The organism is Roseivirga seohaensis subsp. aquiponti (assembly GCF_001267955.1).
GTDB classification, from domain to species: Bacteria; Bacteroidota; Bacteroidia; order Cytophagales; family Cyclobacteriaceae; genus Roseivirga; species Roseivirga seohaensis.
On sequence record NZ_JSVA01000006.1, the window covers coordinates 133,445 to 149,338 of the forward strand.

Annotated in this window: 13 protein-coding genes; 3 read left to right on the forward strand and 10 right to left on the reverse strand. The window is 40.2% G+C overall.

Translation table 11 applies throughout. From position 1 onward, the window contains the following. Positions 1–95: 95 nt before the first annotated feature. Positions 96–1,874 carry a S9 family peptidase gene (locus tag OB69_RS05325; RefSeq protein WP_053222669.1) on the reverse strand — a complete coding sequence of 593 codons (1,779 nt, stop codon included), beginning with the start codon at positions 1,872–1,874 and terminating at the stop codon, positions 96–98. Between the two features lie 228 nt (positions 1,875–2,102). Here OB69_RS05325 and OB69_RS05330 point away from each other — a divergent pair, with 228 nt between their 5' ends. Beyond that, the gene (locus OB69_RS05330; RefSeq protein WP_157608494.1) at positions 2,103–3,488 is read left to right on the forward strand and encodes a sigma-54-dependent transcriptional regulator; all 1,386 of its coding nucleotides are present in this window, start codon (positions 2,103–2,105) and stop codon (positions 3,486–3,488) included. Continuing rightward, positions 3,478–4,833 (forward strand): sensor histidine kinase, encoded by a 1,356-nt coding sequence (locus tag OB69_RS05335; protein ID WP_053222671.1) that lies wholly within the window; start codon positions 3,478–3,480, stop codon positions 4,831–4,833. Before OB69_RS05330 ends, OB69_RS05335 begins: the two co-directional genes overlap by 11 nt. 207 nt (positions 4,834–5,040) lie before the next feature. Here the strand turns inward: OB69_RS05335 and OB69_RS05340 are convergent, their stop codons facing one another. The 9 genes from OB69_RS05340 to OB69_RS05380 form a co-directional block, all read right to left on the reverse strand. Beyond that, positions 5,041–5,931 (reverse strand): 3-hydroxyacyl-CoA dehydrogenase NAD-binding domain-containing protein, encoded by an 891-nt coding sequence (locus OB69_RS05340; RefSeq protein WP_053222672.1) that lies wholly within the window; start codon positions 5,929–5,931, stop codon positions 5,041–5,043. Positions 5,932–5,954: 23 nt separating this feature from the next. Next, positions 5,955–6,242: a hypothetical protein gene (locus tag OB69_RS05345; protein WP_185096866.1), complete on the reverse strand. Its 288-nt coding sequence runs from the start codon at positions 6,240–6,242 to the stop codon at positions 5,955–5,957. A gap of 125 nt (positions 6,243–6,367) precedes the next feature. Further along, on the reverse strand, positions 6,368–7,420 hold the full coding sequence (locus OB69_RS05350; protein WP_053222674.1) for a phosphotransferase family protein: 1,053 nt from the start codon (positions 7,418–7,420) through the stop codon (positions 6,368–6,370). Between the two features lie 234 nt (positions 7,421–7,654). Beyond that, positions 7,655–8,131: a hypothetical protein gene (locus OB69_RS05355; protein ID WP_053222675.1), complete on the reverse strand. Its 477-nt coding sequence runs from the start codon at positions 8,129–8,131 to the stop codon at positions 7,655–7,657. Positions 8,132–8,140: 9 nt separating this feature from the next. Continuing rightward, a complete protein-coding gene (locus OB69_RS05360) occupies positions 8,141–9,337 on the reverse strand; it encodes an acyl-CoA dehydrogenase family protein (RefSeq protein WP_053222676.1) in 1,197 nt (398 codons plus the stop codon). Between the two features lie 78 nt (positions 9,338–9,415). After that, the gene (locus OB69_RS05365) at positions 9,416–10,069 is read right to left on the reverse strand and encodes a hypothetical protein (protein WP_157608495.1); all 654 of its coding nucleotides are present in this window, start codon (positions 10,067–10,069) and stop codon (positions 9,416–9,418) included. A gap of 235 nt (positions 10,070–10,304) precedes the next feature. Next, positions 10,305–11,357 carry an agmatinase family protein gene (locus tag OB69_RS05370; RefSeq protein ID WP_053222678.1) on the reverse strand — a complete coding sequence of 351 codons (1,053 nt, stop codon included), beginning with the start codon at positions 11,355–11,357 and terminating at the stop codon, positions 10,305–10,307. A gap of 4 nt (positions 11,358–11,361) precedes the next feature. Next, positions 11,362–12,639: a polyamine aminopropyltransferase gene (speE, locus tag OB69_RS05375; RefSeq protein ID WP_053222679.1), complete on the reverse strand. Its 1,278-nt coding sequence runs from the start codon at positions 12,637–12,639 to the stop codon at positions 11,362–11,364. A gap of 65 nt (positions 12,640–12,704) precedes the next feature. Continuing rightward, entirely contained in the window at positions 12,705–13,202 is a 498-nt protein-coding gene (locus tag OB69_RS05380; RefSeq protein WP_053222680.1) for a SixA phosphatase family protein, read from the reverse strand. A 145-nt stretch (positions 13,203–13,347) separates the two neighbouring features. Here OB69_RS05380 and topA point away from each other — a divergent pair, with 145 nt between their 5' ends. Further along, complete coding sequence (gene topA, locus OB69_RS05385; protein ID WP_053222681.1) at positions 13,348–15,846, forward strand: type I DNA topoisomerase; 2,499 nt, start codon at positions 13,348–13,350, stop codon at positions 15,844–15,846. Positions 15,847–15,894 lie beyond the last annotated feature (48 nt).

Genomic DNA, 15,894 nt, shown 5'->3' on the forward strand with positions numbered 1-15,894 from the left:
GTACTGATAATAAGAATGTTAATATCAAAACAGCTTTACACTTAGTTCGCCACCGAACTTTACCGTCCATCAGCGGACGGTAGTTTTAATCGATACTAATTATGTTTCCACTGGAGAAGGAAATCCCTGAGTTTTTTCCTCATCTGTTCTATTATGGCAGGATCCTCAAAAATATGCCCCTGATCTTCAAAATGAATATATTCTACGTCAACCTCAAGCTCAAGAGCTTTTTCAGCAAATGCCTTAGAATTTATATTATACGGGATTTGTTCATCTTGCCCACCACTGAATATCAACATAGGATTCAAATCGCTTGAAATATTTTCAATTGGAGAAAACTTTTGATATAGTTTTGGGAGTTCATCAGGTTTACCTCCCATCTCACCAGGCAAGCCAGTCATTCTCTCCAACTTAGCCTGCTCTACCCAGTCAGCAGCCCCATTTATGGCTATACCACTAACAAAACTTTTTGAATGTGTTAAATAATAATACACCATAGTCGCACCATGACTATGACCAACGGGAATTAGTCTATCAAAATCAACTGGGATTTCCCCTTTAAACTGATCAATAAAGTGCTCTGTATCTTCCAACTGATATTGTCCATAGCCTTCTCCTAACCTTTCAGAATTCACACCTCGTGTATTTAGAAGTACAACACCAAAACCTTCATCTAGCATGGGAAATATCAATTGGTTTAAAAAGTAACTCCAATCTGGATACTTGTTTGCATAACCACCATAATTCATTAAAATAGTTGGGAATTGACCGCTATTATGTCTTTTAGGATAGTAAAGAAAAGCATTACGGCCCTTACCACTTTGATCATAATAGGTTAAGATTTCATATTGAATATCTGCTAGTAGATTTTCAGCTTTGAAAGAGATTATTTGTTGTTTATCTCCCTTCATGGGATTTAACTTAAATAAAGACTTTGGTAAAATTCCACTTTCTTCAGTAAAATAAAACTCATCATCCAGATAGTCTACCAGCAGTAAATTGGAATTACCACTTAGTTCATGTACCATGTTCAATGAGGTATCTAAAAGAGTGTAAGACTTACCTGACGAATTAAGGCTTAATACCAAATAATTGTTCTCTTTGAAGCCAAGTAATTGTTGTCCAGATTTCATTTCTAGCTCCTCAATATTTAGTACTGCCTCTGACTGATCATATTCTGCAATAAATGCTGAACCATTCATATTTCGAAGTGAAATACGGCCATCATTAGAAAACGAAAGATTAGAATAGAAAGCGTTTTTCATTAAATGGGAAGAGACAATTCCAGCATCTTCTTTTAAATTGAGGATGTGCAGCCTATTTTGATATTGCTCATCAAGGTATTGATAACTTGTAAATGCCAGTAAATTAGAATCTCGAGATAAGGCTATATTGGCGACATCACCTTCTAACTCCAGTAACTTAATCGCTTTTCCGCCTTTCAAATCTAACTTGTATAGGCTGAAATTCTTGTCAGAAGTCTCATTTCTAGCCGAAAAGTAAAGTGCTTGATCGGTCGCGGCAACCTGATTGATTCGATAATATTTAAATAGACTAAACGCATCAGCTAATTCAATCTGATTTGTTTCACCCGTTTCAACAGAGTAATAATAGAAATCGCCAGACTTTTCATAGATAAAAATGTCGCCATTTTTATTCCATGATCTGAGGATATCGTTTTCACTGTCTGAAAGTCCCTTACCAATCAAAGTGGGTTTTTTATCGCTGTTAAGTTCTTTTAAATAAAGAATATCATTGTTTTCAACATAAACTAAGTGTGTTGCCTGATCATTGACCTGAAACCCTGATAGGCTTTGCGCTAAGGACCAGAACGGGGAAATCAAGAGAATTAGCCCTAAAAATTTTCTAAGCATTTTGAAGGAGTTTTTTATATTATCTCAGCCATTAGCCAATTACTATACCAAGTATAAATAATAGATATACAGATACTTACGATAATAAATTAGCCATAAATCATTCGCCACCGAACGTTACCGTCCGTTAGCGGACGGCAGCATTTGTTTGTATATTCGACAAGCTTTTGATTTGCACAAGATTCAAAGACAAATGTAAACCAGTTGCAGGACGAGACAGGTTGAAAAATAGACATAATGAAACAAGGAAAAATACTAATCATAGACGACAATGAAGATTTACTAAAAGCAGCAAGGATTTATCTGAAGCGGCATTTTGGTCAAATAGACTTGGAGAAGGATCCCACGCTTATTCCTGACCTGCTCCAGAATGACGCATATGATGTGATTCTGCTCGATATGAATTTCACCCAGGACGTGAACTCTGGGCAAGAAGGTTTTCATTGGTTGGATAAAATATTAGAGATCGACCCATCCGCAGTGGTTGTACTGATAACCGCTTTTGGTTCGGTTGATTTGGCCGTAAAAGCCATAAAAGCTGGCGCTTCTGATTTTGTGATGAAACCATGGGAAAATGAACAATTGTTGGCTACGCTTCTATCGTCCATCCGATTGCGTTCTTCGAAAGAAGAGCTAAAGTTGATGAAAGACCGAGAGGACACTTTGACCCAAGACCTCGATCATAAATTCAAGGAAATTATTGGTCAAAGCGGATCAATGATTCAGGTTTTCGATACCATTGACCGAGTGGCCAGCACCGATGCCAACGTTTTAGTATTGGGTGAAAATGGCACTGGAAAAGAACTGATCGCCAGATCAATTCATAGAAACTCAACAAGAGCAGAGAAACCCTTTATCAGTGTTGATTTAGGGGCTATTTCTGAGAATTTATTTGAAAGCGAACTCTTTGGTCACGTAAGAGGATCTTTCACCGATGCCAAAACAGATCGGGCTGGACGCTTTGAAATCGCCAATGGTGGCACCTTGTTTTTGGATGAAATTGGTAACCTTTCGCTCCCACTTCAAGCCAAACTTTTAACCGCAGTGCAAAACAGAAAAGTGAATCGAGTGGGGTCGAATAAGACAATTGATGTGGACATTCGCTTGATCTGCGCCACCAATATGCCACTTTACGAAATGGTGCAGAAAGGAGAATTTAGGCAAGATTTGCTCTATCGGATTAACACTATAGAACTGAAATTACCAGCTTTGAGGGAACGTATTGAGGACATTCCCCTACTGGCTAAACATTACCTTAAAGACTATGCCAAGAAATACAACAAAGACATTTACAAGTTCAGTGAAGCCACTTTGAAACGTTTGGAGAAATACAGCTGGCCTGGTAATGTGCGTGAGTTACAACATGCGGTTGAGCGCGCGGTAATCATGAGTCGTGATAACATTCTTCAACCAGAAGACTTCTTCTTCAATAATAATCAGCCTGTTCGCGATAAAGATGATATCAATTTGGAACAGTTTAATTTAGAAGATGTCGAGCGTATTTTAATTAGGAAAGTATTGGCCAAACACAACGGAAACATTACCCATGCGGCTCAAGAATTAGGTTTAACCCGTTCATCATTGTATCGAAGACTAGAGAAATATGGGCTTTAATCGCTTTAGAATATTCGTGCTGATTCGCGTTATCGTTTTGTTTATCACGGTGGCCACTTTCGTGTATTTGCTCTTCTTCGATCAGAAATATGTCACTACGGTGGTCACTGGCTTTCTCATCATTTTCGAAGTATTTGAGCTTTTTAATTACATAGAAAGCACCAATAAAAAGCTAGCTCGCTTCTTCGATGCTATCAAATACAATGACTTCAACATGAGTTTTACCCACGATAATAAACTGGGGAAAACTTTTAAAGCGTTGAATCTGGCTTTCAAAGATGTAATTGACGCCATTTTGGAAGAACGTAAAAAGAGCGAACAGTCTTTTCAACAGTTGCGCGTAGTCGTTGAAAATATTGGTACAGGAATCATCGCCATCAACGAGACAGGGGAAGTGAAATTAATCAACCGTTCTGCGCTTCATTTATTGCAGCTAGAAAGCCTTAGAAGCCTTGATGACCTCAGACAAAAAGCACCTAACTTTCACTTTACTATCGATCATCTTAACCCCTCTAAAAGAGCGGCTTATAAAAACGAAAAAGGACAGGAATTGGTCATTCTAGAAACCATGTATAAACTAGGTGGTGAGCTTTACAGATTGATTGCCCTACAAGACATTAAGGCAGAACTGCAAGCCAAAGAATTGGAAGCTTGGCAGAACCTTACTAAAGTACTTCGGCACGAAATCATGAATTCCATAGCCCCCATTTCTTCACTCACTTCTACCCTAAGTGAGGTGTTGAAGGAAGACGTAATTAAGAAAAACGGACTCAATACCATCGAAGATGAAAGTCTTGAAGACCTTACCGAAGGCTTGAGCACCATTTCCAGCCGGAGTGAAGGCTTAATCAATTTTGTGAATGCCTATCGCGATTACACCAACCTACCAGAACCCGACAAACGTCCAACGGATGTTAAGTCATTGGTGCAAAACACCACAGCTTTACTCAAGAATGATTTCCTTAAAGCGAATGTAGTTTTAGAGGTGATTCATGCTGAAACCCCAATTCAACTGAATATCGATTATCAATTGATTGAGCAGGTGCTGATCAATATTCTCAAAAACGCCTTAGAAGTGGTTGAAAACAAAGAAAACGCTAAAGTGAAACTAGAAACCCATGTGCATGGAGAGTTAGTGACTGTATCAATTAGCGACAATGGCGCGGGCATTACGCCAGAAGCCACTGAGAAGATTTTCATGCCTTTCTTCTCTACCAAAAACAGAGGTTCGGGTATTGGCCTCAGCCTTTCTAAACAGATTATGCAGCTGCATGGTGGAGATATTCAGCTAGAAACTGAGCTTGGCAAAGGCGCTACTTTTAGGATGGTTTTTCATAGTGAATAAGCCTTTTAGATCCTTCGTCCCTCAGGATGAAAAGCATTGTGCGTTTAGTGATGGTTGGACTCGTTTTTACCTTGTCCAGTTCATTTTAGCAAAACGTAGTTAAGCGTTTATTTCAGCTCCTCTCGTTGATTGAAAGTTAATTGCCCATTTTCCTTTCCTGAGGAACGAAAGATCTAAGTCTTCTACCCTATAGAAAACAGGGAGCTATCAAACAAACCCCTCTTTTTTAAACCTTGGGTTTGGATAAATATAAAAGCCCTCCCCTGTTTTTACACCCAGTTTACCTGCATCAATATAGCTTTTCAGTAAGGCAGCAAAAGCCTGGCTTTTCTTATCGGGTTGACTGCTTGTGATATGCCAAGCCGTATCTAGCCCCACCGTATCTAAAATTCCGAAGGGTCCCATTTCCATTTTAAAGTTGCCCATCCAACTTCTGTCAATATCCTCAATAGAGCCAATGTCTAGTGTTCTGAGTGAACCTGCGGCTCCCAAAAGCGCCATTAGCATGTAATTGAAGATGTAACCCGTGTTTTCCTTTTGAACGAAGACTGGAGTTTGGCAAAGCTTCTCGCCCAATTCCATCAATAAATCATTGATCCAAGCTTCTGTTCCCGCATGCGGCATTACGTCCACCACATTGGAATAGAACACATCATGAAAATGGAAGTTGCAAAAGCGCTCAGGTCGGCCAGAAGCATCCGCTATTTGCGAACCGAGTAAATAGGAAGTATTTGTAGTGAAAAGTGTCTTTTCAGGGCAGAGTGATCCAAACTGCGCCCAAACCTTACGCTTCAATTCGAGGTTTTCGGTGACAGATTCGTTCAGGAAGTCGGCATCATCTGCGGCAGCTTCTGGGTCGGTGGTGAATGTCAAACGGCCTTTGGCTTGCTCTGCTTGTGCCTCGGTGAGCTTTTCATTGCGAATCAACATTTTAAGAATGCTGGCCTGAGTTTTAATGGCGGTGTCAAGTGCTTTCTCGGAGATATCGTAAATGGTAGTTTCAAAACCACTTATAGCGCATTGCAGCCCTACCCTTAAACCCAGCGTTCCAGCCCCTAGGATAAGTACTTTATTGATGTCTTCTATTTTTAGTTTCATTCTTAGATTATTATGATAAAAATTCAGGTTGAGTAATCTCCATATTTACGTAAAAACCAAAGCCCATCACGAAGAACGAATTCAATTACCACATGCACTCCACTCTGTTTACCAGCCATCGTTAGTTCCTTAATATCGTTTTCAATTTCTCTGATTTCCCAATTGTTAAACTCCTTCTTCTCAAGTTTCTTGACTTTCCAATCTGCTTTAGCTATTGGAGCCTCATAATTTTCGGTATAACCATTTCCGTCAGCATCGACTATTATATCTGATGTGTAAACTACTATAACCGAATCAAGGATCCTCGACATTTGAAATGAAGAGTCTGTATCAAATCGCTTTAAGAAAGATTCAAAATTCTCTTCCGGTTTCTGAGCCAGAGATATTTGAGCGCATAAAACAACAAATAGGGCGATTAAAATTGTTCTATTTAAATTCATATCCTATCCTTTTCCAAAGCCTTTACCGCGTTGGCACCACAGGCTTTTACGGCATAAATCAAATTGGCAAAACGTGGATCTTGGGTCAGCCCTTTTTTATAGCGAGCGTAAATCTGCTGAATGATTACCCCAATTTTAAAAGCCCCAAAGACATAATAAAACACTTGATCTTTCAGGTCGAAGCCTGTTTTTTCCGCATAACGTTCTACCAATTCATTTCGGGTATAATTGCCAGGTAACCAAGTGAGGCTGAAAGGTTTTAAGGCGTCAGAATCATCGGCTTGTGCCCAATAGGCCAATGAAGTACCTAAATCCATTAATGGATTGCCCACAGTCGACATTTCCCAATCCAGTACCGCAATAATTTCATCTAGTTTTTCGGGGTTCAATACGAGGTTATCGTACTTATAATCATTGTGAATAAAGCTGATATATTGCTGCTCTGGAATGTGTTTTTGCAGCCATTCGGCCACCGCATCCATATGAGGCAGCTTATCCGTTTCGGATTTATAATAGCGTCCAATCCATCCTTCTACTTGTCTTTGGGTATAGCCCTCAGGTTTACCGAAATCTGCCAAACCAGCCGCATTCAAATCCATGGTGTGAAGATCTGCCAAGTTATCAATGCAGGCTTCAGAAATGGACCTCATTAACGCAGGTTTGAGCTCAATGTCTTTCGGGGCTTGACTTCGTAAAATCACACCTTTTACGCGTTCCATAAGGTAGAAATCGGCTCCCATCACGGAATGATCGTCACAAAACAATACAGACTTGGGTACTTTGGAATACACTGGCTTGAGGGCCGAAAGTACCCGAAACTCCCTCTGCATATCATGTCCACCTTTGATGTTCGCCCCAAAGGGCGGACGCCTCAATACATATTCCTGTTCACCTGTTTTGATTAAATAGGTAAGGTTAGAAAAACCGCTTGGGAATTGAGAGACTTCTAACCCTCCAGAAAAGCTAGCTAGGTGATCACCCAAGTATTCAGTCAGCTTTGTGAGGTCTAACTCCTCTCCTTTCCTGATGTCTTTTGCCTTGTCAATCATTGGTTGGTTTAATAGTTATTGGTTATTAGGGAAGAGTGTATTAGTTATTAGTCAATGGTCAATGGTGAAAGCTTAAGAAAACACCAATTGAACCGTCATTGCGAGAAATGAGATTCGCGATAGCGAAAGCTCATGACGAAGCAATCTTTGTTAGTTGTTAATTGGCCAGTGAGATTGCTTCACGTCAATATCATTACTTCGATAAACTTTGGCAGGTTCGCAATGTCGGTTACTTTATGCTTTGATCTCCATTGATTCAATATTTTCATTTATCCATTTTTTTAAATCGTCATCAAACTTCCTTTCGACTAAAAACCTAACCTCCTTTTTATTCTTCATTTTTAGAATCCAAACATTGCCGCTTTCATCATTGACCATCCATTGATGATAGTCTCTTTTAATAAAAACTACATCCTTAATTGGAATCCTTTCTTTGAACTTATTGAATTGAATAGAATTATGCTCAAATAATATTTTTTGTGATGTAGATTTTGCGCCATCTATAAGAAGCCAAACAACACCTAGAATGATAGCTCCCATGAAAGTTAGTACATATCCATAAATTGGTACATCCCAACGACTATAAAATGATTCACTCCCTCCTTTACCTCGTGTCATTAACCCTATACATGAAACTGCCACAAGGAAGAAAAAAGTAGCAATTGAATTCTTTAAGACTTGCTTATGGCGCTTATATAGTTGAAACTCCATGAATAGACTTTATAAGCCGTAACTCTTCAAAATCGCCTTGGCCAAACTCGCTTTATGCACTTCGTCTGGGCCATCGTAAATTCTTGCACCACGCTCATGCCTGTACCAAAACGAAAGTAAAGTATCATCGGTAATGCCCAGCGCGCCATGTACCTGAATGGCACGATCGAGCACTTTCATCAGAACATCTGCTACATAAAACTTAATGGTAGAAATCTCTAAACGTGCTGCTTTAGCTCCTTCATTATCAATCTTTTGCGCAGCATGAAGTACCATATACCTTGAAGCATTAATCTCTGCCCTACTTTCAGCAATCCAGTTTTGAATAGTCTGCTGGTGACCCAACATTCTGCCGTCTCTTAATTCTCTAGAAGCCGCCCTGCTACACATCATATCGAAGGCACGTTCGCAGATGCCAATCCAGCGCATGCAGTGGTGAATTCGGCCTGGGCCTAAACGCTGTTGCGCCAACATAAAGCCACTACCCATTTCGCCAATCAAGTTACTTTTCGGCACACGACAATTCACATAGTGGATTTCGGCATGACTCAAATAGCCTTCTCCCACATCGCCCATAATGGGAATGTTTCGGGTGAGTTCAAAGCCTGGGGTATCGGTAGGAACTATAATCATACTGGCCCTTTTATGGGGTTCAGCATCGGGATTGGTCACTGCCATAACGATGGCAAAAGTAGCTCCGTCAGCCGCAGTGGTAAACCATTTATGTCCGTTGATGATGAACTCGTCTCCATCCAAAACGGCCGTAGTACCCATATTCACTGGGTTCGAACCCGCAAAGTCTGGCTCGGTCATGGAAAAGCAGCTTCTGATTTCGCCTTTCATTAAAGGCGCTAAGTATTTTTCTTTCAATTCAGCTGAAGCAAATTGATGCATCAGTTCAATATTACCAATATCTGGTGCTTGGCAGTTGAGCACATAATGACCTAATGGCGTTCTTCCCAATAGTTCAGACAATTGCGCAAACTCTGTAAGTGTTAAACCTGCTCCGCCTTCTTCTTCCGAAAGATAAGGTGCCCAAATGCCTAATTCTTTTGCCTTCTCACGCTTGGCTTTCAAAATATGGTTCACTTCGTCCCAAGGGTCTTTCAAAAAATAGAGTTCTGAAGGGTACAATTCTTCCTCTATAAACTGCTTTACTTTAGGATAAAGGGCTTTTAATTTATCGGTAGCGAATAATTCGGTCATGGGGTGTGTTTGGTTATTGGTTATTAGTTAATGGTTGAGAGGGGAGTTCGTAATGGTTCTATCAAAACAAGCATCTTTTCATCTAATGATTCCGTTTCTGGTTTTTACTGATTTACTTTTCTCCTTTTTGACTATCTCCCCATTCTCATAATAAATTAGCAAGGTGTTCTTACCTCTAAATTTATGTTCTTCATACCTATAAGCATTAGCTCCATCGTAGTACTCGATTCTTTTTAATAAGTGAGTCTTTCGATAATAATACTCTTTTAAAAATAGCTTTCCTTCTTGATTAAAAGTTGACAACCAAAGAGGTTTTCCCTGACTGAAATTACCTTCAAGCTTCTTCACCCCCTTTTTACTAAGATCAACTATCAAACCATCAGCCACATCATCACAGTACATATGTTTGTAAGACATATTATGCATACCACCTGTATATTGAATTCTGAATCGAGGTAGTTCAAGTGTATCAAGTGACTCATCAGAATAAAACCACACAGTAAACTCAAGACCATTCTGATTAGACCCACTGATAAAGTTAATTCCCTCGTTAACTAAAGATTCTTTAAAACTAACTCGTCCAGTGGCCTCACCATTAACTGTTAAAAACATTAAACTATCGGCTTTCTCAAAATTCTTACAGCCATCTAAAAAAACTGGTAACTCTACTTCCTGAGAAAATGATTTCCCTAAGAACATTAAAATGAAAAATATGATACTTAGACACTTCATTAATAACTAATTCAATTTTAGTCAAACAGCAGACCGAGCTCTATAATTCGTTAAGAGGGATTAGAAAATCGGTGATCAGGGCAATATCGGATAAGGTAATTGATCTTTAGTTTCTTAACAAAAACTCTGGGGCATATATTGAATGATTCCTTTTCATTTCAAGACATAAAAAAATCCCAAACTTATTGAAGTAAGGGATTCTAAATTCTTAAACCAAGAATTGTATGCCGTATAATTAATTCAGTTGTAACATTCCTTTACTGGCAGCCATTAGGTTGATCATACGATAAAGCGCTCTAGCGCCCACGTTAGCATCCCATTCGTCTTCGCTAGGCGAAACCTCATTCAGGTCGCAACCAATGATTGTGCGTCCTGATTTGACTACCCGCTTGATTAAATACATTACCTGCTCCAAATCAAAACCTCCCGGCACTGGCGTACCAGTATTCGGACAAAGTTTTGGGTCAAGGCCATCAATATCGAATGAAATATACACCTGCTGCGGAAGTTCTTTGATGATCTCTTCGCACTGCGTAGCCCAAGTTTTCCCTGCGTATTGGTCGTGCTTTAACTGCTGATCGAAGAAAGTGACTACTCGCCCATTAGAATTGGCAATTAGCTGCTGTTCTTCATCACAGAAATCACGAATCCCCACCTGCACCAACTTGGTTAACTCCTTAATTTTAAGTGCATTCGTCATGATACTGGCATGCGAAAACTCAAAACCTTCATAAGCATCACGTAAATCGGCATGGGCGTCAATTTGCAGTAAACCGAACTTGCCATAGTGTTTTGCGCAAGCTTGGAAATGGCCCAATGGAGTACTATGGTCGCCACCGACTAAAATGGTGGTTTTCCCCTGCGACAGCCAATATTCTGACTGTTGCCTTACGTATTCCATCAGCTGATGCGTTTCTTTGTTGATTTCGGCCAAAATAGCCTCCATCTCTTCACGCTCATCTTCATCGCTGCCTTCTTCCAACCAAGCAATATATTCTTCCGATTTTTCGCGCAATTCGCTTCCTAACGAGTACCAAACTTCAGGAATATCGGCCATTGCCACGCCCAGTTTCCAAGGTTCCGGAATGTCTAACTGACTAAAGTCGATTTGAGAAGAAGCTTCTAAAATAGCTTCTGGCCCATCGGCTGTGCCCGCTCCATAAGATACGGTAACGTCCCAAGGCACTGGAATCACCACTACTTTGGCGGAATCAGTATCAAAAGGCAACCCGAAAAGGGTGCCCTTTACGCCTACGTCATTAGGATTAAAATTGTCTATATCGGCCATATATTTAACTGATCATTTCAGCAACAAAACTAGGCAAAGCAAAGGCAGCTTGGTGAATACCTTCATTATAATATTTCAAACCATGCTTTTTAGCAAAAGCCTTGCTCTCCTCTGCATTGAAATCCTTTAATGGATGTGCTTTTCCTTTAGAAGAATAAGAGAAAGACCACATGCCTGTTGGGTAAGTTGGGATGTAAGCCAAGTAGCAATGCACCTGATCTTGCCCAAAAATAGAACGATATACTTGGTAAATTTCTTTAAATACTTTGCTGTTGAAGCGAGGAGACTCACTTTGCGTGATCATAATCCCGTCATCGCTCAAAATACGGTACACTTCTTTGTAGAATTCAACCGTGAACAAACCTTCAGCAGGTCCTACTGGGTCGGTAGAATCTACAATTACAATATCGAAAGAACCATCTGCTGCATCTTTCACATATTTGATTCCATCATCTACAATCAGGTTCAATTTTGGGTTGCCGAAAGCCGAAGCAATGCCCGGTAAATGTTCTTTGCAAGCCTCAATTACCTTATCGTCAATCTCTACCATCACTACTTCATCGTAGCAATCGTGGCGCAATAATTCACGGGCAGTACCGCCATCTCCACCACCAATCACCAAAGCTCTTTTTGGCTTAGGGTGTGTTAAAGTAGGAATGTGCGTAATCATTTCGTGGTACACATACTCATCCTTTTCGCTGGTCATTACCATGCCATCCAAAGTAAGTAGGTTACCGTAAGCTTGTGTTTTATATACTTCTACTTTCTGAAAATCAGACTGTACATCGTAAAGCTTTCCATCATGCTTTAAAGAAAGTGCGATTTTATCGTCACGTTCGGTAAACCATACATCTCTGGTGCGGATTGGACTGCCTTCTTCGCTGCTTTTTTCATCGCGCATGGCTTTGATATCGAAGTCTCTTTCTTTCAAAAGCGCCTTCTCTCCTCTTAATAACTCTACTGCCGAACCATGCCCGGCTTCAAATTTTTCTTTAAGAATTTGATAAGCCACCCAAGGGTTTACGGTATCGCCACAAGTAAAAATATCTACTGAAGCATAACCGTATTCTGGCCAAGTATGAATAGCCAAATGGCTTTCTTGAATTACCACAACACCAGATACGCCATAGGGCGAAAAGTGATGGAACGTAGAGTTAATAATGGTAGCGCCTGCATCTTCCGCAGCGCCTTCCATACTTTTTTCGATGTGTACTACATCGTTTAAAATTTCTGATGAGCAGTTGTAATACTCGACAATGATGTGTCTACCCAATGAAGCCATTTAATATAATTTTTACACAAATATGAGGTCTTCATTTTAAACGGACTAAAACAAAATAAAAAAACTTACTTCGAGTTCATTCCAGGATAGTAGTAATCTTTGGTTTCTGCCATTCCTCCCGACACTTGTTCCCATTGATCTGCCAGCACTTGAAGCCATGCGCAGCCTGCTGTTACAAAGCCCCCTTGCGAGTCGCCAGTAAGGTATTCGTATAAATGGCTAATAGATGGATTATGGGCTAAAATCGCCACATTTTCAAAAATATTATCCACCCTATTTACAGCCGCCATCATCACATTTCGGGTAGCTTCATAGTATTCTTCAGACGATATTATGCGTGGCGATACTTCTAACTGCTGTATGATTTCGGCACAAGTTTGTAAAGTACGCACCGATGGACTTGTATATATAGTATCTATTTTAAAAGGAAGTTTCTGTAAGTACTCACCCAGTAATGCCGATTCACTTCTCCCTTTCTCACTTAACTTCCTTTCAAAATCACGCTCGTTTCTTTGCGGCATTTGCGCATCGGCATGTCTTATTAATAAAAGATTCTTAACCATTCTTCCTCCTCCTTAGTTACGGTTGCTAAAACGTGTTTTTTCCCTTCTTCATATAAATAGATGCAGGGTAAAAATGGTTTCGTTTGTTTTTTTGAAACATTTATGCCCATCTTTGGCGCGGTCAAAATTAAAAAATCACGAGTTTATGTCTAAAAATCTAGTCATTGTAGAGTCCCCAGCCAAGGCCAAAACCATAGAAGGTTTTCTGGGAAAGGATTACAAAGTTGTATCGAGTTATGGCCATATACGTGACTTACCTAAAGGCAACAAAGCCATAGACATAGCCAATGGTTTTAAGCCAACTTACGAGGTAACTGCAGACAAAAAAGAGGTAATAAAAACCTTGAAGAGATTGGTCAAAGAATCGCAAATGATTTACCTCGCGAGTGATGATGACCGCGAAGGAGAAGCCATTAGCTGGCACTTAAAAGAAGCCCTAAAACTTAAAGATGATAACACGAAACGTATCGTTTTTCGTGAGATTACTAAAACAGCTATTCAAAAGGCAATTGACAACCCCAGAACAATTGACATTGATTTAGTAGATGCGCAGCAAGCCCGTAGAATCCTTGACCGACTTGTGGGTTTTGAGCTGTCGCCAGTACTTTGGAAAAAAATTAAACGAGGCCTTTCTGCCGGTCGTGTGCAATCGGTTGCGGTGCGCATGGTGGTAGAAAGAGAGCGTGAAATAGAACAGTTCACACCAGTTTCTTCTTACAAAATAACCGCCATTTTCAACCTTGGCGATGGTGTTGAATTAAAAGCTGAACTCCCTTCAAAATTCAATAGCGAAACCGAAGCCCACGAATTTTTAAAAGGATGCGTAGGTGCGAAATACTCAATTCTTGACTTACAGAAAAAACCAGCCAAGCGTTCACCAGCGCCTCCATTTACTACTTCTACCCTGCAGCAAGAAGCCAGTAGAAAGCTAGGTTATTCGGTGTCGCGAACCATGTCGTTGGCGCAAAAGCTATATGAGGCAGGTAAGATCTCCTATATGAGAACTGACTCTTTAAATCTTTCTGATGATGCCATAAAAAGCGCGGTAGGTGAAATTTCTTCTGCCTATGGTAAAGAGTTTGTAGAAACCAGAAAATTCAAGACCAAATCGCAATCGGCACAAGAGGCCCACGAAGCCATTCGCCCAACGAATTTTGCTAACCACACAGCAGGCGCAAATTATGACGAGCAAAGGCTTTACGACCTGATTTGGAAACGCGCCATTGCCTCGCAAATGGCCGATGCTCAATTGGAAAAAACTACGGCTTCTATTGCTATTTCCACCCGAAAAGAAACCCTTTCTGCTTATGGTGAAGTAATTAAGTTTGAAGGTTTCTTAAAGGTTTACATCGAATCGACAGATGATGAAGACGGTGTAAACGAAGCCAAAGGAATGCTACCTCCATTAACAGTAGGCCAAGCTTTGGAACTCAGCCATATGACAGCCAAAGAAGGTTTTTCTCGTCATGCAGCAAGATTTACCGAAGCCAGTTTGGTAAAGCAACTGGAAGAAATGGGCATTGGTCGACCGTCTACTTATGCTCCTACTATTTCCACTATTCAAAAAAGAGAATATGTGGTGAAGGAAAACCGTGAGGGTGTAGAAAGAAATTATCAGGAATTGGTTTTAGCGAACGATAACATCAAAGTAAAAACCAAAACAGAAATTACCGGAGCCGAAAAAATGAAGCTCTTCCCTACCAATATGGCCATGATTGTGAATGACTTTTTGGTAGAACATTTCCCGAATGTGATCGATTTTTCTTTTACGGCTAAGGTAGAAGAGCAATTTGATGAAATTGCTAGTGGTAAGCAGGAATGGCCAAAAATGATTGCGGCCTTTTACGGAGATTTCCACCAAAAAGTAGAAGACACAGAGCAACTGAACAGATCAGACATTAGCTCGTCTCGCGAATTGGGTATCGATCCAGAAAGCGGAAAGCCATTGATCGTTCGTATGGGTAAATTTGGTCCTATGGCGCAAATTGGCGAGGCCGATCCTGATGATGAAACAGCCGAAAAACCAAAATACGCCAGTCTTAGAAAAGGCCAGTTTATAGAAAGCATTACTTTAGAAGAAGCGCTTGACCTGTTTAAGCTACCGCGTACTGTTGGCATGTATAAGGACAAAGAAATTATTGCTGCCATTGGGCGTTTTGGGCCTTATGTAAAGTATGAAGATAATTTCGTTTCATTGCCAAAAGGCGTTGATCCTTTGGATGTTGAATTGGAAGAAGCCATCTCGTACATTAAGGAAAAACTAGATGCAGACGCTCCTATTTATACTTACAAAGGTTTACCTGTTCAGAAAGGAAAAGGACGTTTTGGGCCATTTATCAAATGGAACAATATGTTTATCAATGTCAATAAAAAGTACGACTGGGATAATTTATCTGATAATGACATTGTTGAACTGATTGAAGATAAGCTTCAGAAGGAAATCGACAAGGTGGTTCATAACTGGGAAGATGCCGGAATCAGGGTAGAGAAAGCCCGTTGGGGACGACACAACATTATTAAAGGAAAGACAAAAGTTGAGCTTGCTAAAAATGTAGATGTTACCGACATGACGCTAGAACAAGCCAAAGCCGAAATAGAAAAGGCAGCGCCAAAGAAAAAACCTGCCAAGGCCAAGAAGAAGTAAAAGCATACCCAGACCTATAAGGTTTTTAAAACCTTATAGGTCTTTTTT

Bases quoted from the DNA above. Each gene is read 5' to 3' on its own strand.
- OB69_RS05380 (WP_053222680.1), bottom strand. From the start codon at position 13,202: ATGGTTAAGAATCTTTTATTAATAAGACATGCCGATGCGCAAATGCCG.
- OB69_RS05370 (WP_053222678.1), bottom strand. From the start codon at position 11,357: ATGGCCGATATAGACAATTTTAATCCTAATGACGTAGGCGTAAAGGGC.
- OB69_RS05340 (WP_053222672.1), bottom strand. From the start codon at position 5,931: ATGAAACTAAAAATAGAAGACATCAATAAAGTACTTATCCTAGGGGCT.
- OB69_RS05360 (WP_053222676.1), bottom strand. From the start codon at position 9,337: ATGACCGAATTATTCGCTACCGATAAATTAAAAGCCCTTTATCCTAAA.
- OB69_RS05355 (WP_053222675.1), bottom strand. From the start codon at position 8,131: ATGGAGTTTCAACTATATAAGCGCCATAAGCAAGTCTTAAAGAATTCA.
- OB69_RS05325 (WP_053222669.1), bottom strand. From the start codon at position 1,874: ATGCTTAGAAAATTTTTAGGGCTAATTCTCTTGATTTCCCCGTTCTGG.
- OB69_RS05335 (WP_053222671.1), top strand. From the start codon at position 3,478: ATGGGCTTTAATCGCTTTAGAATATTCGTGCTGATTCGCGTTATCGTT.
- topA (WP_053222681.1), top strand. From the start codon at position 13,348: ATGTCTAAAAATCTAGTCATTGTAGAGTCCCCAGCCAAGGCCAAAACC.
- OB69_RS05350 (WP_053222674.1), bottom strand. From the start codon at position 7,420: ATGATTGACAAGGCAAAAGACATCAGGAAAGGAGAGGAGTTAGACCTC.
- OB69_RS05365 (WP_157608495.1), bottom strand. From the start codon at position 10,069: ATGAAGTGTCTAAGTATCATATTTTTCATTTTAATGTTCTTAGGGAAA.
- OB69_RS05345 (WP_185096866.1), bottom strand. From the start codon at position 6,242: ATGTCGAGGATCCTTGATTCGGTTATAGTAGTTTACACATCAGATATA.
- speE (WP_053222679.1), bottom strand. From the start codon at position 12,639: ATGGCTTCATTGGGTAGACACATCATTGTCGAGTATTACAACTGCTCA.